This is a genomic window from Pseudoalteromonas rubra, from assembly GCF_000967655.1.
Taxonomy (GTDB): Bacteria; Pseudomonadota; Gammaproteobacteria; order Enterobacterales; family Alteromonadaceae; genus Pseudoalteromonas; species Pseudoalteromonas rubra_A.
In genome coordinates, this window is record NZ_JXYA01000027.1 from 159,634 (window position 1) to 181,628 (window position 21,995).

Genomic DNA, 21,995 nt, shown 5'->3' on the forward strand with positions numbered 1-21,995 from the left:
TATCGAAAAATTTGAATTTTATGTGTCAGAGATATTTGTGGGCCGCTCAGGTGGCTTGCAGCAGAAAAAATAACATGAATTACGTACCATAAGAGAAAGAGGTACTACTTATTGGTTGGGTGAAGTGACTGAACTTGATTAAGCAGTAAGGTATTGTGAGGCGCAGGTACGCCCAGCTGCTGTGCCAGCTCAACAATATACCCACACATGGCGTTGATTTCTGTGCGTCGGTGGTTTGCGACATCCTGAGCCATAGATGAAAAGTTCTCGGCAGTCAGGGTCATCACCTGGTAGGCGCGCGCGAGTTCCTCACTGAGCTTAAGGGGCACCCCAATGTGGTTTGCGACATTGCATGCTTCATTTAGCACAGACAACACTTGGGTGGCGTAGCAAGGTGCCCGCAAGCGGCCATTTTTGAGTCCGGTGAGGGCACTGAGCGGATTGATGGCCAGGTTGACGCAGAGCTTTTGCCAGCGCAACAGTGCAATGTCGTACGCTAAATGCGCATTTGGCAGTGCGGGGTCAATAAGTTGATTAAACAGTACCTGCGCTCGCTGTTGTGCAATCAGGTTACAAGGACCAAACACGCTTTGACCCGGACCGGTAAATTCAACCGTCGTACTGTTGGGTTTCCATCCTCCCATACTGGTGGACAGGAAAAACAGTCCCTGATGTTCAGATAACGCATCGGTGATGGGAGTCAGGGTTTGCATCCCGTTATGGCTCAGAATGACATTGGCATCCTCACTCAAGTGAGGCCTGAGCGTGATAAAGGCCTCTGCAAGCTGATAAGACTTAACCGGAACAATACACTGAGAAATGGTTATTTGTTGTTGTGCCAGCGCTTCCCAGGTCAGACACTTTACAGGCAGTTGCTGGCAACACTGAGCGGTTCGAAAAAACACCGCATCAGTGGGCGTTCGGGTGATCAATGTGACCTGGTGTGTGTTTGCCAGTCGCTGAGCAAGTAACAGGCCTACCGCCCCTTTACCAACAATAAACAGCTCAGGCATCAGATTTACCTGTTTTTCTGCAATAAGCCCAATAGGCTACAAAGTAGCTGACGGCACCTGCGAGATCGGCAATAAAATCTCCCCACGATGCCTGGCGATAAGGCAGTGAGTCTTGCATCCACTCTATGCCGGCACCATAAAGCGTCAGTAATACCAAATGAAACCAGATCTTGAACCTAAATGCATGATGAGAGAAAAACGCCAGCACGAAAAACACCCCAAAGTGCGCGACCTTGTCGGCGTGTTCAAACCTAACAATTTGATTGGTCTGGATCTCTTTAGCAAACAAAAAGGTACAAACGGCCAGAGACAGTAATAACAGACATTGATAAAGTCGGCGTGCCACAAATACTTCCAAATCATTAGGGTTGAAAACGCCAGTATATCATTGAAATCTGAAAATAGGATGAAGCACAGGCATTCTGCTCCTGAACCGAAAACGTTCGCAACCGGGGGTGTCGCGCCGCAGCCTTTGGATTGCTATAATCCGAAAAAACATTATCCAGGAGCTAGATATGCCTTCTTTTGACATTGTGTCTGAAATTGATATGACTGAGGCGAGAAACACCGTTGATAACGCCGATCGTGAACTGAGCACGCGCTTTGACTTTCGTGGCGTAGAAGCCTCATTTGAGCTCAAAGACGAGGTGATTGTGCTCAAGAGTGAGTCTGAGCAACAAGTGATGCAATTATTCGACATGCTGGTGGGTAAAGCCGCAAAGCGTGGTCTGGACGTTGCGAGCTTTGAGCTTAAAGATGTTGAAAAATCAGGTAAGTATGTGTCACGTAAGGTGATGCTGAAGCAAGGGATCGACAAAGATATGGCGAAGAAAGTCGTTAAAGCCATTAAAGATTCTAAGATCAAGGTGCAGGCTTCTATTCAGGGCGAGACGGTGCGTGTGACGGGTAAGAAGCGTGATGATCTGCAGGAAACCATGCAGTTGATCCGCGGTGCTGAGCTTGGCCAGCCTTTCCAGTTCAAAAACTTCCGCGATTAAACTGTGCGAGGTTAACCCCTTCTTTTATCTGGCATGCTGAACGTCAACAATGGACTTTGGCATGCTAGACGTCCATTGCTTTTTGCCCTCAGATCCCCGACAATAGCGCCAACTTTTCAGGGTGTCAGATCAGGAGCCCGGAGCCTCTGTAAGATCTGAATAATCGGGAAGCTGGTGCATGCCTCAGGAACTGGCATTAGTCCGGCGCTGCCCCCGCAACGGTGAGCTTATCGCAACTGTCTGGTTGGAATAAGTAAGTCCGGAAACCGGCCCTGAAGCCTACTCATTAGTTGTAATTCACGCGGTGGGCGTGGATCAGGGGATCTCATGTTTAAAAAATCTGCTTTAACCACAGCTATGCTGGCTGTGTTACCTTTCTCTGTGCTGTCTGCGCAAGACATTGAACATATTACCATCACGGCGAACAAGTTTGAGCAAGCCAGTGTCGATACACTGACTTCAGTTGCGGTGGTTGAGCGAGCTGAAATAGAGCGAGCGAATGTGCGTGACGTGCCAACCTTGCTAAATAACCTGGCCGGCATTGATGTGGTGCGCAGTGGCGGTTATGGCCAGAAAGCCAGCGTGTTTGTGCGCGGGGCTGCGACTAAATATACCCTGGTGTTGGTTGATGGTGTGCGGATCAGCGATGCCAACTCGGGCGATGTCTCGTTCACCAATATTCCGGTCAACAGCATTGAGCGTATTGAAGTGCTTAAGGGCGCGCGTGCCGCCATTTACGGCTCTGATGCGGTGGCCGGGGTGATCAACATTATTACCCGTGAGCAAAAAGGCCACCAGCTGGCACTGACCTCGGGCAGCCGCAACTATGGTGGTGCGCAGCTGGCTGGTCAGTTTGAAGCGGATAAGCTGACCGTCAACTATCACTTTGGTTATGAAACAACAGATGGCTATGATGTGACTGCCAAAGATCCTGCGCAGCCACGCAGCAAAGAGCATGATCGTGATGCTTACGACAACACCAATATGGGTGTGAAACTGGGCTATGACCTGGCGCAGTATGGTCAGCTTGCACTGCACGCACAGCGCAGTGAAGGTGAGGCAGACTATGACTCAGCCTTTGGCAATGATGCATACAAGTTTGACAATTACACCACTAAGCTGGCCTGGCAGAAACAATCGGATCTATTGAGTCAGGAGGCGTCTGTCAGTCTGGCACAGGAAGAAAATACCCAGTTTTTGTCTGTGTTGCCAGCCGGTGGTACGCCGCCGCCAGAAGATATTTATAGCACTAAGCGGGATGAGATCGAGTATCGCGCCCGCTACAAACTCATGCCGTCATTACAACTGATGGGTGGTGTGAGCCGCTTAAATGAAGACTTGTCTTCATCGAGCGCGCAGTTTTCCATTGCGGAACGTGACAACACTGCTGTGTTTGCCGCGGCTTTTTATGACCATGCGCGTTGGTTGCTCAATGCGGTGGTGCGCAGCGATGATTACGAGCATCATGGCCGTGCCAATACCTATACCACAGACTTAGGTTTCAGAGCCTCCGACATAGTCACCTTTCGGGTTAACCATGGCACCGCATTTCGTGCGCCGAGCCTGACTAATGCGTTTGTAAAAGACAGCCCCTGGTACTTACCAAACAGCGAAATCAAACCGGAAGAGGGCACTTACAACGAAGTGGGCGTGACGGTGGATACCGAAAATGTGCGCTATGATGTGGCCATTTTTGACAATCGTATCGACAACCTGATCAGCAATGAGTTTGACGCGCAAACCAGTAAGTATATTCCCGCTAACGTGGGTCGTGCACAGATGAAAGGCATTGAGCTTAGCGCACAATTCTCAGCATTGGGTTTGGAACATGCCGTTAACCTGACCTTGATGGATGCCAGAGATCAGGAAAAACGTGAAGATTTACCACGTCGTCCTGGCAAAGCGTTTAACTATGTTCTGTCTAAGCAGTGGGACAAGCTGGATGTGAGACTGGCGATGCAATACCGTGATAAGCGTCCGTCGATCAGCTACTTTGATACTGACCTGCCGTCATACACAGTATTTAATCTGAGTGCTAATTACCAGTTGCTTGAACCGATTGCACTGACAATGAGAGTAGAAAACCTGACTGATAAAGCGTATTTCAACTCAGTTGCCAGTAAAACGGCTGACGGCACTTTGTTGCCTTATGAGCCGCCGGGCAGACAGATCTATGTGGGCACCCGCATCACCTTCTAAGTAGAAGGGGAATAAAAAAGGAGGCAATGCCTCCTTTTTTGATCTTACGTGCTTAGCTTAGGCAAGATAGTCGGCAAACTTCTTAGAAAATGCCGCTAACTTGGGTGCTATCATCACGCTGCAATAACCCTGGTTGGGGTTATTGGTATAATAGTCCTGATGATACTGCTCCGCAGGGTAAAAATGCGTATGAGCCGATACTTCGGTGACAACAGGCGCACTCAGTGTGGGCGCTAACGTATCTATGTACTGCTGAGTTAACGCCCGTTGTTGTTCTGAGTGATAAAACACGACGCTGCGGTATTGCGTGCCAATGTCATTGCCCTGACGATTCAGCTGGGTAGGATCATGCAGCGCAAAAAACATATCCAGCAGTACAGAAAAGTCGATCTGCTGGGGATCAAAGGTCAGCTGAACCACTTCGGCATGACCGCTTTGACCGGTACAGATCTGTTTATAAGTAGGGTTGTCGGTGTGACCGCCGGCATAACCAGAGGCCACGTGCGTGACGCCCCGGACACTGCGAAAAGCGGCATCAATACACCAAAAACAGCCGCCACCAAAGGTGGCAATTTGCTGATCCATTATTAAATCTCCCGTTCCTGTTGTGTTTGCGGGTGGGCATCGTGCTGCTCAAGCAGCTTATCGCTGGTGGCCTGTGGTGATTGCGTGCGTCTTGCGAGCATGCTGTAGGCACAGGGGATCACAAACAGCGTCAAAATGGTCGCGACACTTACCCCGGCAAATACCACGACCCCGATCACCATGCGACTCTCTGAGCCTGGACCCGAGGCCAGTACCAGTGGAATGGCACTCATTACCGTGGTCAGTGAGGTCATGATAATAGGCCTGAGTCGCTGTACCGCCGCATCGATAATCGCCTGCTCAAAGGCCACACCCTTGTCTCTGAGCTGGTTAGCAAATTCAACGATCAGAATACCATTTTTGGCACTGAGGCCAATCAACATAACAATCCCGATCTGGCTGTAAATATTCAGCGAGCTGTCGGTGGCATACAGGCCAAACATGGCGCCAACCAGCCCAAGCGGTACGGTCAGCATAATCACCAGCGGGTGTACGAAACTCTCAAACTGGGCGGCCAGCACCAAAAACGTCACGGTCAGGGCCAGAATAAACACATAGGTCATGGCCGATGCGCCTTCGTAAAACAGCTGAGACTCGCCCTTATAGTCGATAGCACCATCAATGTCATTTTCCTCTGCGGCAACCTGGTTAAGGAAATTCAGTGCCTGCTCCAGCGTATAGCCGGGCGCCAGGTTGGCTGTGATGGTGATTGCCCGCATCCGGTTGTAGCGATTCAACCGCGATGCGGTGGCTTCTTCGCGAATGGTGATCAGGCTATCCAGCGGCACCAGTTGATCGCTGCGCGAGGTGACATAAATGTCGGCGATATCGTTTGGTGCGCTGAAATCGGCCTTGGTGCCTTTGAGGATCACATCATACTCTTCGCCGCGATCAATAAAGGTGGTGACCCGGCGCTGACCCAGCATGGTTTCTAAGGTGCGGCCAATGTCACTCACCGAGACACCAAGATCGGCGGCCTTGAGTTTATCTATGCTGATCAAAAATTGCGGGAAGGTTTCTTTGTAATCATGATCGAGTCTGACCAGTCCCTGATTGGTGCGGGCACGCTTCAGAATGCGATCCCGCCAGTCGACCAGTTCGTCGTAATCATTGCCCTGTAGCACGAATTCGATGGGGCGAGACTGGCCACCTCCGCCGATCCCGCGGCGCATGATGGCAAAGGCGCGCACGTCGGTCACTTCACGCATTTTACCACTGATCTCACCCATGACTTCCCAGGTTGAGCGTTTGCGTTCATCCCAGTCTGGCATGCCGACGATGGCGACGCCGCCACGACCGCCCCAGCCCGGTACGCGTACCAGCACCCGGCTCAGTTCTTCATTTTCCACATAGGGCAGCAAGCGTTGCTCAATCTCGGCCATATTTGCGGCGTTGTTCTCGTAGCTGGCACCCTCCGGACCATTCATCATTATGAAGAAGGTGCCCCGGTCTTCTTTGGGCGTCAGCTCTGAGGGGATCTGCTGGAACAGTGCAAAGCTGGCGAAGCCGGCCAGTGCCAAAGTTAGTGTCAGGCTATAACGGCGATTGATGTTATCGCTGATGACATTACGATAGCCAGCTTCGAGGCGGCCAAATTGTCGGTCCATCCACTGCGAGAATTTACTTTCTTTATTGCTGGCTTTGAGCACTTTGGAGCACAAGGCCGGTGACAGAGTCAGCGCCGTGACACTGGAGAAGATAACGGCAGCACTGACGGCCAGTGCGAACTCAGTAAACAAGGCACCAATACGACCTTCCATAAAGACCAGAGGCACAAAAACCGCGACCAGCACTAAGGTGGTGGCGACAATGGCAAAGCCGACTTCGCGCGCGCCCCGGTAGGCGGCCAGCAGTCGCGGCTCCCCGAGCTCGATGCGGCGATGGATGTTTTCCAGCATCACAATGGCATCATCCACCACCAGGCCGATGGCAAGCACCAGTGCCAGCAGGGTCAGCAGGTTAATGGAATACCCCATGGCGAATAAAAAGGTAAAGGTGGCGATCAGTGCAATCGGCACGGTGATCGCCGGGATCAGCGTAGCGCGGATATTGCCAAGGAAGATGAAAATCACCAGTACCACCAGGCCCATGGCGATGCCCAGGGTGCGATATACTTCTACGATTGACTCGCGAATAAACACCGACGAGTCATAGCTGTCCTGAATGGTGGTGCCTTCAGGCAGGTTGCGCTTGATTTTTTCCAGCTCTTTGCGGGCGTTGTCAACCACATCCAGGGTGTTGGCCTTGGCTTGTTTGACAATGCCCAGGCCTATCATGTTTTTGCCATTACCGCGGAAGGTACTTTCGACATCGGCCGCTTCCAGGCGTACATCGGCCACCTCACCCAGTCGAACCAGATAGCCCTGAGCACCACGTTTGATCACCAGGTTATTAAAGTCTTGCTGGGTTTTATAACTGCGTGCAATGCGCACGGCAAAGTCGCGGTCCAGCGATTCAATTTCACCGGCCGGCAGCTCGACGTTTTCGTTACGCAGCACGCGTTCAATGTCGCTGGCAGTAATGTCCCGGGCCGCCATGGCACGGCGGTCCAGCCAGATCTTCATGGCGTATTTACGCTCGCCACCGATGCGCACGTTTGACACGCCATCCACCACCGCCAGTCTGTCGACGATAAAGCGCTGAGCATAATCGGATAATTGCAGGGTATCCATAGTTTCACTGTTCAGCACGAACCAGGCGATGGGGCTTTCGTCGCTGTTTGACTTAGACACTTCAGGCGGGCGAACCTGCTCAGGTAATCGGTCCAGCGCCCTGGATACGCGCTCTCGCACATCATTGGCGGCGGCATCAATATTGCGGTCAATGTTGAACTCTATGGTGATATTAGAGCGACCGTTGCGACTGGATGAGGTAATGCTCTTGATCCCTTCGATCCCGGAAATGCGATTTTCCAGCACCTGGGTGATCTTGGTTTCAACGACCTCAGCAGAGGCGCCGGTATAATCGGTGCTGACACTGACGATGGGGGTTTCGATATCGGGATATTCGCGCAGCGGCAACATGGTAAAGGCCACCAGGCCAAAGGTCAGCAGCAGCAGGTTGATAACGATAGCAAAAACGGGCCGTTTTACGGCTGTATCTGTGATCCGCACGCTCTACCCCTTAACCACGACGGCACTGCCGTTACGAATTTTGGTGGTGCCTTCGGTGATCACTTGCTGACCCGCAGACAGACCATCGATGGCAACCCAGCCCTGGAAGCGAGACAGCACGCTCACTTGTTGTTGCTTTGCCTTACCCTCGTTAATGGTGTAGATGAAGTGCTTGTCCTGTCTGGGGATCAGGCTTTTCTCCGGCACCATCAGCGCATTCAGCTCACCCAAAAAGAGCGACACATGGAGCAGCATACCGGGCCTGAGCAAATCTTGCGGGTTGTCAAAGCTGGCCGTGACGCGAATGCTGCGGGTCGCGTCATCAATACGCGGGTCAATATGGGTAATGATGCCTTCAAAGGCTTCGCCCGGGTATGCATCGCTGGAGACGGAGGCACGCATGTCGAGTTGCAGCTGTGCCAGGTACTTTTCAGGGACCTGAAAGTCTACCTTGATGATGCTGATATCATCCAGCGTGGCCAGTATACTGTTATTGTTGACGAAGCTACCGACAGACACCATTCGCTGGCCCAGTACGCCATCAAACGGGGCATAAATGGCCATTTCGGCCAGCTTAGTGCGTGCCGTTTGTAATTGGATCTCCAGCGCATCAACAATGGCATGCTGGCTGTCCAGCTGAGAGCGCGCAGCCGACTGGGTTCTGGCCAGCTCTGTCAGACGTTTAAGCTGACGTTGTTGTTCTTTCAGGTTGACCTCTAGCTCTTGTACGGCCAGCTGCTCTTTAAGATCCTGCAGCTGGGCGAGTTTGTCGCCACGTTTGACTCTGTCTCCATCGTCAAAGTACAAGGCGCTGATATAGTCACTTTGCGCACTGGTGATATTCAGGGCATGATTGGCACGGGCAGAGCCTATTGCATTGATGGTGATAGCCCGGCTTTGCTCTTTTATGGTGACCGCCGCGACCTGAGTCGGCGCGCCGGAGAACGGTTTGCTGTTACCCTTGCTGGCAGGCAAATAGAGATAGCCGCATAGAGCAATAAGCACTAAAATTATAAAAGGAAAGAGGGCTTTACCCGATTGACTGGCGCGCATAATTGATTCTCGTTGACTGCGGGGCTTTAGTGTACAAAAATTCCAAATAGAGCAAATCGTCGAACGTCCTGTATATTTGTGCATTAAACGAAAAGCGACCCAAAAGGGAGCCTCTATGTGGAAATTTGTACCCAAAAATTAAGGCATTATGAAAAAATCTAAGCCATGCAAAAGATGTCAGAAAATACGTAAAATGGTGTTCTGGGGGATCATTATGTACGGTTTTTATTTGTGGTTTTATAGTTATGGTTGAACCGGTCAGACTGCGTGCGTCAGCCAATCGCCACAGCATTGAGTTTATGCTGGTTGGTGCAATAGCGCTCATTGTTATCATGGTGTTTGTCACCTTACGGGCGACGCCCATTTCGTTACTTGAAATTGCTCTGGCGAGTGCCGCGATTGTTGCGATTATGCTGGGCTTTCTGAAAAGCCAGCAACCTTATTATAGTATTGAAATGAGTCCGCAGCGGCTGGTCTACAATCACAAGTTTGGAGAATTCTTACTTGAGCATGATAATTTTCACTCCAGTGGGGTGCCAAGTGTCACTCAAGGAGTTGAAACGCTTGAGTTAAATGTCGTAGGTATTAAACTAAAGGATATTGATGTATTTTTATCCCGTCTGACCCCAAGACTGGCTGGAAAATTACTGATAGAACAGCGGAATATTTTTTTACAAGCTGTTAAAATACATTGCAGTAATGGCAATTGCCCATCAGAATGGTTGATTGAAGAGGCGAGCTACACCTCACCGAATGGCCAGCCTTATTCTGGATTAATGGCGATGTTCGCAAATCGGATGCAGAACTTTAAAACGCTGACAGGCTACGACCTTATGTTGCCTGCCAATGTACTGGACAGGGATATCTGGCAATTTGCCACTGTCATGAATCGTTGGAAGTTAACACCCGAAGAGGTGGTCAAAAACTTGCATAGCGAGTTGGCTACCTCAGCAATGAAGTAACAGGATAAATACATGAGCTTTGATAAAGCTTTTATTAAAAGTGGTCGAAATACCCTTATCCACAAAGAGAAAAAGCTCGATTTAGTGATCGTGAATGGAGAGAATCACCCAAAAATTAAGGTGACTCCTACGGGATTGGTACCGTTCAAAGAAGAACTGCCAAAAAATCGTCGCGAGGCAAAAGAGCGTTACTTAGAGGTAGTTCACGTGGCCAGCGTGGATGTGTTTGGTGAAGTAAAGAGGCTGCTGTTTATCCAGGCGCTCGATGGACGCGAGTATAAGGTAGATTACAGCAAAATAGGCACAAAGCTATTTGTTCGGATCCATCAGGACAGTTACCTCTAGGCTATTCACCATCCACTACTCGCACGCCGGGCAAGGTATATTCTTGCCTGCTGTGCTCAATCCCCTGGCATAGTCACAACTAGTTTGTTGGCGGTCTCTGTGTGACTGTACAACGGATAAGTAACTTTTTGGGAGTTACCATGCTGAAGAAATCAGTACTGGCTCTGGGCCTTGCGAGTGTTTTAAGTGCTTGCGGGGGTGGCTCTGACGGTGATGAAAGCCCGAATATCAGTGTTAGTGTTAATGCCGGCCCGGACATTAGTGTCAATGAAAAGACCGAATTTACGCTCAAACCATTGGGCTCGCCATCCGGTGGCGTTTTTAGCTGGCAAATGGTATCTGGACCTGAGCTTGAAGGTTTTCCACAGGAAGGCGAGGAAGTGGTGGTCGAGGCACCGGATGTAAAGGGTAACAGCAAGATTGAACTGAAGGTTAGCTATACTGCGCCAGATGGTTCGTCTGCCAGCGATACGTTGGTGGTGAATGTGATTTCTGTCAACCTGCTGCCCAGCGCCAAAATTTCGCAAACTGCCCCTGAAGAAGGGGCAGCAAAATATGCCGATACCATCACCCTCTCTGCGGCAGAATCTGCGGATAACGATGAAAATGGCAGCATCGTTGCTTACCAGTGGGAAAAGCTCGAAGGGCCTGCCACGGTGAGCGCTGAGCGCACTGATCAGGTTACCTTGAGCTTTGTTCATCCCTTACTGGCTGAGGCGGATACCGTGACATGGCAGCTGACTGTCACGGATGATGAAGGTGCCAGCGCAACGTCAACAAAACAGCTCGCGTTAGTTGCCAATGATCAACTGGTGCTGGCCAATGCAGGCAGTGATCAGCAGGTTCAGGAACTGGACTCTGTGACGCTTGACGCCACGCAAAGCGTTACCGTTGATGGTCAGTTTGGCTGTTTATGGGAGCAGGTGAGTAACGGCAGTGCCGTGACGCTGGCGGATGAACGGGCCTGTAAAACCTCTTTTATGGCACCGCTAAAAAGTGGTAACCAGGCCACCTCGATAGACTTTAAAGTCACTGTGACTGACAGCGCACAGCGCAATGGTTCAGACACGGTGAATGTCGAAATCTTGCCCAAACCACTTGGCAAACTAAATGATACCGGCACCACTAAGTGCTATAACAACACCTCTGAAATCAGTTGCGGCAATAGCGACTTTCCCGGACAGGATGCCGAGCTGGGACGGGATGCGGTTGTACAGTTTTTACCTAAAAGTGGTCAGGGCAATCAGGCCTTTGACTTTACCAAGTTCAGTGAGGAATTTGAGCCGCTGACGTCAGATTCAACGGACTTCAGCTGTGTACTGGATAACGTGACTGGCCTGATCTGGGAAGTCAAAGAAGTAACCGCGGGCACTTTGCCGAACACCAGTACACGCAATGCACAAAACCATTACACCTGGTATCTCAACGATGGTGCGAATGTGAACCCCGGTGCGCCTAACACGACCTGCCCGCAGGATAACTATTGTGGTGTACAAGCATTAATCGATACCGTCAATGCGGCCAGTTTCTGCGGCGGCAATAACTGGCGCTTACCGACCTATATGGAGCTGGCTAACCTGCTGGATCATAACAGCAGTGGCGATTATTTACTCGACCCTAACTATTTCCCCAATGTTCCGGCTGAGGCCTTGCTGGGGCATCAATATTACTGGACCACGCAAACCAGTGTGGATGGAACCGACGGCAAAGACGACAACCTGGTCAGAGCGCTGGTGATAGATATGAAAACGGGCAACGATGTCACACGCAATAAGTCGCAGACGGCCTATGTGCGGTTAGTCCGTCGTTACGGGGAGGATGACCAATGAACAAATTGACCCTATTTGTCGCGTTGGGTGCTGTGAGTATCAGCACGCTAAGCCATGCATCGCAAATTTGTGCGTCGCAAACGTTGGTGCCGGATACAACGCCGGCTGAGCAGTTTGTGGTGAATGAAGATGGCACTGTCTGTGATAAGCAAACTAACCTGATGTGGCAACGCTGTACGTTTGGTCAGGTGTATAACAGTGACAATGGTAGCTGCGATAATGTCGCGCAAGAGCTGAGCTGGCAACAAGCCCTGCAAACCGCTAATGCCCAGGAGTTTGCCGGTTACAGTGACTGGCATTTGCCTAATGTTAAAGAGCTGGCCAGCATCGTTGAGCACCGCTGTGTCAAGCCATCAATCAACGAGACTGTATTTCTTGCCACTCTGGAAAAAAACTACTGGTCCAGCACTACGGTAGAAGGAACGCCATCGAATGCCTGGCTACTGTCTTTTGGTGATGGCAAAGTCAGTAATGTGTTTAACAAAAGCGCCCAGGCCTATGTCAGGCTGGCGCGTTATACCTTCTGTGAATAACGCAGACGTTAAGACTGACCGCGTTTACTGCTGTTAGGCGCAAAAATTGGCCAGTCCCGCCGCAAAGCGGTGGGTTGGCCTTGCTAAATTTGCTACGCTCACATTATCTTAAGGTGGAGGTAGCACGTGTTCCGTGTACGCATAATACAATTCCTTTTACTGCCTGTATTGTGGCTGATGGCAATCCCGCTGCAGGCCGCCGGAAAATGTGATGTTGAATTGGGCCATGGCCTGATCATCACAGACTCGGTGATCCGGATTGTCGATAAGAACCAGACCCGGGTTCAGATTAACAATGATAACCAACTGCTGATCAAAGGTAAGTGGATCCAGCTGAGCGATCAGGACACCCAGTTGCTCAATGAGTATGCATTGGGGATCCGTGATACCGTGCCTGAACTGGTGAACCTGGCAACCGACGGCGTAAATCTGGGCCTGAGTGCCATAGAGCAGGTGGTTGAGGGGATGTCAGACAACGACCCTGAGGTGCTGAAAACTCAGTTACAATACGTTGAGCGGGCCTTGATGGACAAGTTCAAGCGCGGCGAAGACTTCTATTTTATCGCCCCTCAGTCACTGTCAAAAATCGACGACTTTTTTACCAAGGAGATCAGTGAGCGGATCCACTCTGCTGTGCACGGCTCTCTGGGCGCAATTTTGGTGTCGGTGGGGGATGCATTTAAAGCACGTGAGGGCAATATAGAAGACCGCTTTAGTGACATGGGCCAGCGTATGGAGATCATCTCACGTGAAATTGATAAGTCACTGAAAAAGAAAGCTTATCAACTTGAAGAAAAAGCTGATGAATACTGTGAGTGCCTGAATGCGCTGGATAAAACCGAAACCCGGCTGCAAAGCATAGTGCCCAGCCTGGCGGCATACGATTTAGTGCAGATCCGCTAACTAAACCCATACCAGCTTTTGGCGTTGGCATAACTGAGCTGATGCCACAATGGCGCATCATCCTCACACAAATTAAGATACTTGTGCCAAATCGCTTCATAGCTGTGCTGAATAAGACACACCGGGTGATTGGAGGCAAACATCACCCGCTCCCGGCCAAACAAGTTCAGCAGGCTATGCAGCTGCGCTTGCAAAGGCAGTGGGTGGTCCAGCAATTCATGTCCGGAGAATTTGATAGCACAGTGTGGCAGTGCTGCCAGTCTGGCTGCATTGTCTTGCCAGTTATCGTGCTGGCCAACCAGACCGCTGTGATTGAGCATAATGCGTAACTGCGGCAGCTGGCGTGCGATATCACACAGGTGCTGCACGACGGTGTGCTGAGACAGCTCAAACTGGGCTTCAAAATGCAGTCCACACTCGCTGAGGTAAGCCAGGTTATCGGCCACCTGAGGGCTTTGCAGGCGAGCGGCATCGTGGCCTTCCGTGATATCACGAACAGCAATCAAGCTGGGGTGGTGCAGTGCGTCCAGCTGAGCGCGGAACTGCGCATTTGGCGCATCAATTTGGGCATAGCCTACCGCTTTGTAACGCGGGACAGGCAATATCTCTGCCAGCCAGTCGAGCTCGCGACGAGGCTGATCATTGTCAAAGCCCGCCTCAATATGCACACAGCCCTCAAGGGTAAAGTCACGCAAGTCAGAGAGTGCCTCGGGCAGGTGATCCTGACGGATCAGGTCGAGGTTCTGCCAGGCAGGCGGGGTGTGTTTCAGCCAGTGATATTGACCCTGCTGGAGTGAAAAAAAGTGAAGATGCGGGTCAATTATCTTGCTCATCGTGCCGTATATCCGCCGTCTATGGTTTGCAAACTGCCGGTAATAAAGCTGGCATCGTCACTGAGTAAAAAGGCCACCAGGGCTGCCACTTCATCTGCCTGACCAAGTCGGCCCAGTGGCTGAAGCGCTGCTTCTTCTGCGACGATTGCTTGTTTATCGGCACCGCTTTTTTTGCAGTAACGATCAATGGCCTGATGAAACAAAGGGGTTTCAATGGTGCCCGGACACACGGCATTGGCGCGAATATTATAACTGGCATAATCCAGAGCGGTGGTTTTAGCCATTGAAGCCAGCGCGGCTTTAGTCAGGTTGTAGGCAAAGGAGTTGGGTTTACCAACCAGTGCTTGATCAGATGAGATCAAGACAATACTGCCATTGCGCTGTGCTTTCATCGCTGGCAGTACCGCCTGAATGGCGCTGTATGCGCCTTTGACGTTTAAGGCAAAAAGCTGATCCAGGGTGCTTTCATCTGTGTCCTCTATGGTGGCGCTGAGGTGCTTTCCGGCATTGGACACCAATGCATCAATACGTCCTGTGGTGGCAAGTATGTCTGCGATGGTGCGGCGCACGGCATCGACGTCGCTGACGTCACAGTGACGATATTCACCGTGCGGTGCGTTTTGAATGTCCAGGTTGAAAACCTGATACCCCTGAGTGAGCAGACGCTCGGCAATGGCTTTACCAATGCCGACGCTGCCACCGGTTACAATGGCAACTTTTTGCATGTGTATTCCTTAATGGTTGTGACCGCAACCGCCTTCAGCATGAACGTGGCCATGTGATACTTCTTCCGCCGTGGCTTCACGTACAGACAGGATCTCGACGTCGAAGGTCAGTGTTTTACCGGCAAATGGGTGGTTAAGATCGCAATCGGCATTGAAGCGGCCAACCTTGATGATCTGCACCTGATGACGGCCCTGGTTAGACTCAACGATGGCGGTCATACCTGGTTTCCATACTTTGTTATTGCCCAGACCTTGCAGGTGTTTAATGGGGATGCGCTGAGTCAGGCCTTCCTGATATTCGCCGTAGGCATCCTTTGGTTCCAGCGTCAGGGTTACTTTATCGCCTGCCACTTTGCCCTCTAACCCGGCTTCCAGGCCTGGCAACATGCCTTCGGCGCCGTGCAGGTAAACCAGTGCGTCTTGATTGGTGCTGGTTTCCAGCTGCTCACCGGCTTCGCTCAGAGTGTAGTGGAACTCAACCACAGTATTTTTTGCGATCTGCATAGTAATCTCTTCATTTTCGTAGTGTTGTAGTGACAGGCATTCTACGGATCGCTTTTCGGCTTGACCAGTGTTTTTAACGCATCCAGGTAATCTTTGCCAGCCCCTGCTGGGGCCTTTGGTTGCGGTGTCGAAGCTTCTTCAACCGGCAAATGCAGGATCAGGGTATCGCCCGGAGAAAGCAGGCTTTGTGTGTTGAGCTGATTCCAGTCGAGCAGATCTTTCATCGGCACCTGATATTGACGACTGACTGCCCACAGAGAATCACCATCCTGGATCATGTGATGTTTTTCATAGGTGGCCACTTTAGCCGGGCGCTGTTGTTGCAAATAGGGGCTTATCTCATAATCGACGGTGAGATCGTTTTTGGCATGTGCCCTGTGGATCAGCAAAGTCTCGCCAACCCGGATCAAATCTTGGGTTTTATTATTAAGCTGCTTTAACTTTGCCACACTGGTGTTATGTCGTCTGGCAATGCCATACAAGGTGTCATTGAGCTTAACCTGATAGTGGGTACTAAACTGGCGGCGGTAGAAGTCGGTGGCAAACAATTGTTGCTGGTCCATCGGCAACAAGACCCTGAACGGTCCATTGGTTGGGCTTTGATGGCGCAGGTAACCAGGATTGAGCTGGTGGAGCTGCTGTTTATCGATGCCAAGCAGTGCGGCCAGAATGCCAAAATTAAACGGCTGTCCCACATCCAGTACCGTCGTTTGAGCTTCGTTTGCCAGGCTTGGGCGTTTCAGACCGGTCCCGGGATGCTGCAACAGGTAGCTCAGTGCCAGCAGTTTTGGCACATAGTCGGCGGTTTCTTTGGGCAGCTTCAGGTGCCAGAAGTGGCTACTGCGGCCGTGTTTTTGATTGTAGCGGATGGCTGCTTTGACCCGCCCTTCGCCGCTGTTATAGGCTGCCAGTGCGTGCAGCCAGTTGCCATTAAATCTCTGTCTCAGGTATTGCAAATAATCGAGTGCGGCATCGGTTGCCCCCAGCACATCCTGGCGACCGTCATACCAGTCGTTGCTTTGTAGTCCGAAGTGATAAGCGGTGGCATCGACCAGTTGCCAAACCCCCACCGCGCCCTGGGAAGAGCGGGCGGTAGGGCGAAAGTCACTTTCCACAAAGGGCAGTAAAACCAGCTCCATGGGCAGTTTACGCTGTTCTACTTTTTTGACTATGTGGTAGAGGTAAGGGGCCGCTCGTTCATTCACACTGGTCAGATAATTGGGTTGCGACAGATACCAGGCGACGCGCTTTTGCAGCCGCGCATTGGGCGTAATATCAAAGCTCAGGTTCGCCGCAATGTATTGCCACAGCTCCTGATGCTGCTGTGGTTGTTCAGTGATTGCCGGCAACTGGGCTGTAGCCTCTGGTTGCGCTGGCATCGCAGCGGGAGCTTGCGTCACTGGCAGGTTCAGCGCTGCGGTGATCTCAACGGGACTTGCATGCCGTGAGGTAGAGCTGATGCATGCGCTCAGAACTACCGAGCATAACAGGATGACACCGAAGCGTAACGGACTATATACGCGCCACCAAGACATAAAAAACGGGCCTGAAACTCTCATAAGTTTCACTATACTGGCTGACGATTATTTATTCAAAGTCTTCTTGTGGCTGAGGACTTTGATGGCCTGAACAAAATGCTGGGTCAACTGCCTGTGGGTATATGACTGACCCTGATACAGCGCGATAATACTGCGCGGCATCAGCGGTTCGGCTGTTTTCAATTGCTCTTGAACCCGTGTCATAAAGGTGATTGGCAGGGCCAGTTGTGCGGCTTTATACGGTTTACCAAAAGCGGGCATTACCCAATCGAGTGCGGGTGTGTCCTGGAGCAACTGTAAGCTGTGCTGCCAGGTTGTATGGCGCACGTAGGGCAGTAAGTCAGCGCTGTGCCCTGCAAATAAGGCACCGTGCTGTACGCTGAATGCACTCAAGTCATATCCGCTTTGACCCCGAAACTGGATGAGCTGGAGGGATAACCCACCCAGTTCAAGCTGTGTTGCAGGCTTAGTTTGCTTGTTCAGTGCAACACTGTGCAGCGTTTGCCAGCGCGCCAGGCGTTGCTTGGCCAGTGTGACACGGGTTTGCCAGGGACCTTGCTGCTCGCCGGGAAGCTTGCTCAGCCTTTGCTCACTGAGCTCAATGCTTTTCGCAAAATTACTAAGCTGGTTGTCGAGTGCCGCACGCATCGCTTGCTCATTCAGCTGTGGCGCTGTGGGCAGGTGTAGCTTGGCATCTGGAAAAGCCTGTTTTAGCAGCGCCAGTCCGGTTAGCTGGTGGGCCGAGCTGGAGGTCGCAATAAGGTGGCACAGCGGCGTCTTAAGGCGCGCTTTGAGTTGGTTGATCACTTGCTCCAGTGCCACAAAATCGCCGTGGCTGTCAATCAAGGCACTACAGCGACTGCCCTGAATAAGGGCCATATTTGGCAAAATATTGCGGGCTTTTGGCGCGGGAGAAATGAGAGTTATCTGGGGTGAAACGGTATGCCAACTGGTGGCCAGGGCTGGCGGCGTCAGTGCCAGCAATAACATGAAAACAGAGAGCAGGCGCAACACCTATTTGCTCTCTATTTGTGTACTGATACGTTGGGTGAGTTGCTGCAAGGTGTGCTGAGCGTGTTGGGTGTCACTTTGCAGTGCCAGCAACTCATGACACAGGTGCAAAGCAGCGAGTAACAGGGCACTGTGATCGCTGCGCACGGTGTCGCGTTGACGCATTTCGTCGACCCGACCATTGAGCAGGTCGACGGCGTCAATCAGCGCTTGTTGTTGTCCTGGCGTGCAGGAAAACTGGTGGCTTTTTCCCAGCAGGGTGACGGTTACCTGTTCGGGCGATTCTGACATTAGCCTGCCTGACTAGCGCTCTGTAGTTTTTCCAGCAGTCCGCTCAGCGTTGAGCTGGTTTCTTTTTGCTTTTCTTCACTTTCCAGCACTTCCAGCTGCAATGTCTCATTTTCGTCAATGAGTTTGCTATTTTGTTCTTTGAGGGTGTTTACCTGCTCGGTCAGTGTATTGTTTTGTGCAATAAGTTGATCAATCAGTTGCTCGAGTTGAGGGAGAATTTCTTTCATATTAAATGCGCTCATTATCACTGTGATTATGTCATGCAAATGTAAAGCAAAGTGCGCTGCAAAGCTAGTGATTAGGGCAGGTTATGCTGATTTTTGTCTCGTTTTGAGCGATAATGACAAATACTAACGATTTTGTTCATTTATGGTTCAGCCACAAAGGCAAAAATGCCCCTTTAGGCGCCTGTGTAATGGACAAAGCCCACCTAAACTAGGAACGGATAATGCTCAGTTATCGACATTCATTTCATGCAGGTAACCCTGCCGATGTCATTAAACATCTGGTGCTGGCACAAGTGCTGGAATACATGACACGCAAAGACAAGCCCTTTGATTATATTGATACTCACTCCGGCGCCGGACTGTTTGAACTGGCGGCCAAAGATGCGCAAAAAACCCAGGAGTATCTGCAGGGGATTGCAAAACTGTGGTCGTATACTGGTGAGGTAGCCGCTATCCGCGACTATGTTGAGCTGGTTAAATCCTTGAACCGTGACGCACTGGCCTATTATCCGGGCTCGCCAAAAGTGGCTGAGCAGTTTTTGCGTAAGCAGGACAAGGGCTGGTTCTTTGAGCTTCACCCGCAGGACCTTAAGCTGCTGGAAAAAAACACCGCGCATAAGCGCTCTTTGCGCGTCAAAGGAGAAGACGGCTTTAAAGGTTTGATGGGCCTGGTGCCTCCTCAATCCCGACGTGCCTGTGTGCTGATGGACCCACCGTACGAAATCAAATCTGATTACGACGTTGCGGTACGCTCAATTATCAAGGCATGTAAACGGTTTGCATCGGGCACTTATATGATCTGGTATCCGGTCGTGGACAGAGCACGGATCGATCAGATGGAGCAGACTTTGCTAGAGTCGGGTGTGCGCAATATTCAGTTATTCGAACTGGCAACCGAAGCCGACACCGAAGAACGCGGTATGACCGCATCTGGCATGATAGTGATAAATCCACCCTGGACGCTTAAGGCCACGATGGACGAAGTGCTCCCTGAGCTGGTGCAGCAGCTGTCGTCAGAGACGGGCTTTTTCCGCAGTGAGCAGCTGGTCGCAGAGTAACGTATGTTACTCGGTTGGTGTCTACTGACCGAATGAGTGCGCCAGATAATAGGCTTCTACTTGTGCGATTTGCCCCGATCCACGCAGCGCCTCGATAGCCTGGTTGAGCTCAGGCAGCAGGTGAGCATGTTCGGCACGCAGGCGAATGTGCAAAGTGCCGTGTGAGTGCTGCTGGTTAAAGTGCAGCGTCACATTATCTTGTTCAGACCAGTACCGGGCGGGCAGATCGCCAATGATTATCCTATCCACCCGGCCTTTATTCAGCGCCTGTAACAAGGCGCGCTCCGATTCAAAGTCAACGCGAGTAAAGTTGTCATCGTCATGGTAATAATAGCCCCTGACCGTCCCCACAGTCAGATCCGACAAATCACTGAGAGGTGGCTCGGTGGGTGTGCGAGTGATCACATACTCGCGGATTTGCAGGATAGCCTCTGAAAAAACAAAGCGCGGATCACTGCGCTGCGCCGCCTTAAGCCAGGCTGGACTGATAAGGTCGAAATCAATTTTTCCTGAGGCCAGATAGCGGTTAGTGCGCTTTGCTGGCAGCACAATATTTTCGCCCTGTAATGCCGCTTGTGCCAAAATTTTTGCCACGAGATCGGGCAGTATCCCCGGATGCTGGGGGTCGTTAGTGAAGTAGGGATAGAAAGTGCCTGAACCGCTGATGCTGTATTTTAGGGTCAGCGCATGGCGGCTGTCTGATGTATGTTTGCTCTGCTTAAGCGCCGATGCGACAGCATCCTGGCTAAGTAAAAGCCACGAAGTGATAAAAAGCAGGATGCAAAAAGGCGAAATAAGTGTAAAACTCATAAGACCTATATTAGTAAAAGAGTGGCTGTTCCGGCAATCTCCTTGTGCGCACTATGTTGTCACCTTTGGGTGAGGAAATAGATTGCTCAAGGGCGTGAGTTTTCATATGCTGGGACAACGGAAGCCTTTAGAGTACAAGAGTTAAGGATGTTAATGAGCGGTCATATTGCCAAGTCAAAAAAAGACGCGGTGCAATATATAGCGCGTCAGGCCATATTCAATCGTGAACAGAGCGTGGCTGCCTATGAATTGTTGTATCGGGACTCACACAATAACGCCTTTCCTATTGGGGTCAGCGACGGCCAGGCAACGGGCAGGCTGTTTTTTAATTCTCTACTCTTTATCGGCGTAGAACGGCTTGCGGCGGGGGCACCTGCCTTTATTAATCTGTCAGATGAAACTTTACTGCAGGAGCTTCCTAAATTACTCCGGCCTCAGGGGCTGGTGATCGAAATTGTTGAGCGTTCAACGAACCTGCCAGAGCTGGTTAACACAGTCACTAAGTTAAAAAAACTGGGTTATCGCTTTGCATTGGATGATTACGACGGCGATGAGCGCTGGGAAGTGCTGCTGCCACTGATGGACTACATCAAAATAGAAGTGCTCGACCCTGTTATTAAAACCACCATGATGCTGAAAAAGCTCAAACGCCGCTTCCCCGAAACCAAAGTCATCGTGGAACGGATTGAAACCATGGAGCACTATAGCTTTATCAAAAGTGCCGGGGCGGATTACTTCCAGGGCTTTTTCTTTGCGGTGCCGGAAATGCTTAACCACGGCAATGTCGAGCCTTCGAAACTGGTGGTACTGGACTTACTGCGTTGCACCGCAAAGCAGTCTTTGTGTTTTAAAGAAATTCAGCAAAGGATCGCCAAAGATCTGAGCCTGACGGCGCGGGTGCTTAAACTCGCCAATGCCAAGGCAGGTGAAGACAAAATCGAGATCCGCTCCATCGCTCAGGCAGTCGTGTATCTTGGCGAAGATGCGATCCGCCAGTTTGTTAAAGTACTGGCGTTAAGTGAACTGGGCGCAGACAAACCCAGCGAGCTGACCAAGCTCGGCCTGGCCCGGGCCAAGTTTTTAGAACAGTTTCTGCTTCCCGGTGGCGATGAAATGGCGCAGCAGGGTTATCTGATTGGCCTGATGTCGGTTCTGGATGCTGTACTGGATGTAGAACTATCCGTTATTGTCGATGAGTTTTCACTCGACCCGGACCTCAGCAGCGCGCTGTTAAGCTATAAAGGGCTGATAGGCGGGGCCTTGCGCCTGGCGATAGAAGTTGAGCGCAATAATATTGCGGAAGCGGAACTTATCCTCAACGCCATTCGTCCGGCATCCAGCATTGAGCTGCTGTTCTCACTGGCACTGGACAGCCGGGTCTATGCCGATGAAATTTACGCCGTGGTAAAAGAAGAAGTTGCCTAGGCCCGTTTACGGGCCTGTGTACTTACATGTTCCAGCGGAG

At 51.1% G+C, this 21,995-nt stretch carries 22 protein-coding genes and 1 riboswitch; of the genes, 9 read left to right on the forward strand and 13 right to left on the reverse strand.

What is annotated here, in order from left to right:
• Positions 1 to 104: 104 nt before the first annotated feature.
• Positions 105 to 1,013, reverse strand: a complete 909-nt coding sequence (locus TW77_RS13005; RefSeq protein ID WP_046005407.1) for a ketopantoate reductase family protein — start codon at positions 1,011 to 1,013, stop codon at positions 105 to 107.
• Positions 1,006 to 1,359, reverse strand: a complete 354-nt coding sequence (locus tag TW77_RS13010; RefSeq protein ID WP_205623871.1) for a VanZ family protein — start codon at positions 1,357 to 1,359, stop codon at positions 1,006 to 1,008. Before TW77_RS13010 ends, TW77_RS13005 begins: the two co-directional genes overlap by 8 nt.
• Before the next feature lie 169 nt (positions 1,360 to 1,528).
• Here TW77_RS13010 and TW77_RS13015 point away from each other — a divergent pair, with 169 nt between their 5' ends.
• Positions 1,529 to 2,011, forward strand: coding sequence for a YajQ family cyclic di-GMP-binding protein (locus TW77_RS13015; RefSeq protein ID WP_046005408.1), 483 nt, complete (start codon positions 1,529 to 1,531; stop codon positions 2,009 to 2,011).
• A 107-nt stretch (positions 2,012 to 2,118) separates the two neighbouring features.
• Positions 2,119 to 2,300: riboswitch (cobalamin riboswitch) on the forward strand.
• Positions 2,301 to 2,338: 38 nt separating this feature from the next.
• Complete coding sequence (locus TW77_RS13020) at positions 2,339 to 4,210, forward strand: TonB-dependent receptor domain-containing protein (protein ID WP_046005409.1); 1,872 nt, start codon at positions 2,339 to 2,341, stop codon at positions 4,208 to 4,210.
• Positions 4,211 to 4,267: 57 nt separating this feature from the next.
• Here TW77_RS13020 and msrA read toward each other — a convergent pair whose 3' ends face one another.
• The 3 genes from msrA to TW77_RS13035 are packed head-to-tail and all read right to left on the reverse strand — an operon-like array spanning position 4,268 to position 8,961.
• The gene (gene msrA, locus TW77_RS13025) at positions 4,268 to 4,795 is read right to left on the reverse strand and encodes a peptide-methionine (S)-S-oxide reductase MsrA (protein ID WP_046005410.1); all 528 of its coding nucleotides are present in this window, start codon (positions 4,793 to 4,795) and stop codon (positions 4,268 to 4,270) included.
• Between the two features lie 2 nt (positions 4,796 to 4,797).
• Positions 4,798 to 7,908 carry an efflux RND transporter permease subunit gene (locus TW77_RS13030; RefSeq protein WP_046005411.1) on the reverse strand — a complete coding sequence of 1,037 codons (3,111 nt, stop codon included), beginning with the start codon at positions 7,906 to 7,908 and terminating at the stop codon, positions 4,798 to 4,800.
• Positions 7,909 to 7,911: 3 nt separating this feature from the next.
• Positions 7,912 to 8,961: an efflux RND transporter periplasmic adaptor subunit gene (locus tag TW77_RS13035; RefSeq protein WP_046005412.1), complete on the reverse strand. Its 1,050-nt coding sequence runs from the start codon at positions 8,959 to 8,961 to the stop codon at positions 7,912 to 7,914.
• A 245-nt stretch (positions 8,962 to 9,206) separates the two neighbouring features.
• Between TW77_RS13035 and TW77_RS13040 the strand changes: the two genes are divergently transcribed.
• The 5 genes from TW77_RS13040 (at position 9,207) to TW77_RS13060 (ending at position 13,533) form a co-directional block, all read left to right on the forward strand.
• Positions 9,207 to 9,923, forward strand: coding sequence for a DUF2982 domain-containing protein (locus TW77_RS13040; protein WP_046005413.1), 717 nt, complete (start codon positions 9,207 to 9,209; stop codon positions 9,921 to 9,923).
• 12 nt (positions 9,924 to 9,935) lie between these two features.
• Positions 9,936 to 10,268, forward strand: coding sequence for a hypothetical protein (locus tag TW77_RS13045; protein ID WP_046005414.1), 333 nt, complete (start codon positions 9,936 to 9,938; stop codon positions 10,266 to 10,268).
• Between the two features lie 140 nt (positions 10,269 to 10,408).
• Entirely contained in the window at positions 10,409 to 12,097 is a 1,689-nt protein-coding gene (locus tag TW77_RS13050; RefSeq protein WP_046005415.1) for a DUF1566 domain-containing protein, read from the forward strand.
• Positions 12,094 to 12,630: a DUF1566 domain-containing protein gene (locus TW77_RS13055; protein WP_046005416.1), complete on the forward strand. Its 537-nt coding sequence runs from the start codon at positions 12,094 to 12,096 to the stop codon at positions 12,628 to 12,630. The genes TW77_RS13050 and TW77_RS13055 overlap by 4 nt, the downstream gene beginning before the upstream one ends.
• A 177-nt stretch (positions 12,631 to 12,807) precedes the next feature.
• Entirely contained in the window at positions 12,808 to 13,533 is a 726-nt protein-coding gene (locus TW77_RS13060; RefSeq protein ID WP_125716753.1) for a YggN family protein, read from the forward strand.
• Here TW77_RS13060 and TW77_RS13065 read toward each other — a convergent pair.
• From TW77_RS13065 to zapB, 7 genes are read right to left on the reverse strand one after another with little or no spacing between them, the layout of a single operon-like run.
• Positions 13,530 to 14,366 (reverse strand): amidohydrolase family protein, encoded by an 837-nt coding sequence (locus TW77_RS13065; protein WP_046005417.1) that lies wholly within the window; start codon positions 14,364 to 14,366, stop codon positions 13,530 to 13,532. The genes TW77_RS13060 and TW77_RS13065 overlap by 4 nt on opposite strands.
• Positions 14,363 to 15,091 (reverse strand): SDR family NAD(P)-dependent oxidoreductase, encoded by a 729-nt coding sequence (locus tag TW77_RS13070; protein WP_046005418.1) that lies wholly within the window; start codon positions 15,089 to 15,091, stop codon positions 14,363 to 14,365. The genes TW77_RS13065 and TW77_RS13070 overlap by 4 nt, the downstream gene beginning before the upstream one ends.
• 9 nt (positions 15,092 to 15,100) lie before the next feature.
• A complete protein-coding gene (locus TW77_RS13075) occupies positions 15,101 to 15,595 on the reverse strand; it encodes an FKBP-type peptidyl-prolyl cis-trans isomerase (protein ID WP_046005419.1) in 495 nt (164 codons plus the stop codon).
• A 41-nt stretch (positions 15,596 to 15,636) separates the two neighbouring features.
• Entirely contained in the window at positions 15,637 to 17,130 is a 1,494-nt protein-coding gene (locus TW77_RS13080; RefSeq protein ID WP_046005420.1) for a transglycosylase SLT domain-containing protein, read from the reverse strand.
• Between the two features lie 48 nt (positions 17,131 to 17,178).
• Complete coding sequence (locus tag TW77_RS24285; protein ID WP_052713169.1) at positions 17,179 to 18,147, reverse strand: hypothetical protein; 969 nt, start codon at positions 18,145 to 18,147, stop codon at positions 17,179 to 17,181.
• Positions 18,148 to 18,435: a cell division protein ZapA gene (locus tag TW77_RS13090; RefSeq protein WP_046005421.1), complete on the reverse strand. Its 288-nt coding sequence runs from the start codon at positions 18,433 to 18,435 to the stop codon at positions 18,148 to 18,150.
• Positions 18,435 to 18,662: a cell division protein ZapB gene (zapB, locus tag TW77_RS13095; RefSeq protein WP_046005422.1), complete on the reverse strand. Its 228-nt coding sequence runs from the start codon at positions 18,660 to 18,662 to the stop codon at positions 18,435 to 18,437. The genes TW77_RS13090 and zapB overlap by 1 nt, the downstream gene beginning before the upstream one ends.
• A 221-nt stretch (positions 18,663 to 18,883) precedes the next feature.
• On the opposite strand from zapB, the gene TW77_RS13100 reads away from it, so the two are divergent.
• Positions 18,884 to 19,720, forward strand: a complete 837-nt coding sequence (locus TW77_RS13100) for a 23S rRNA (adenine(2030)-N(6))-methyltransferase RlmJ (RefSeq protein ID WP_046005423.1) — start codon at positions 18,884 to 18,886, stop codon at positions 19,718 to 19,720.
• Between the two features lie 21 nt (positions 19,721 to 19,741).
• Here the strand turns inward: TW77_RS13100 and TW77_RS13105 are convergent, their stop codons facing one another.
• Positions 19,742 to 20,530 carry a substrate-binding periplasmic protein gene (locus tag TW77_RS13105; protein ID WP_046005424.1) on the reverse strand — a complete coding sequence of 263 codons (789 nt, stop codon included), beginning with the start codon at positions 20,528 to 20,530 and terminating at the stop codon, positions 19,742 to 19,744.
• A 147-nt stretch (positions 20,531 to 20,677) separates the two neighbouring features.
• On the opposite strand from TW77_RS13105, the gene TW77_RS13110 reads away from it, so the two are divergent.
• A complete protein-coding gene (locus TW77_RS13110; RefSeq protein WP_046005425.1) occupies positions 20,678 to 21,955 on the forward strand; it encodes an EAL and HDOD domain-containing protein in 1,278 nt (425 codons plus the stop codon).
• Positions 21,956 to 21,995: the final 40 nt, after the last annotated feature.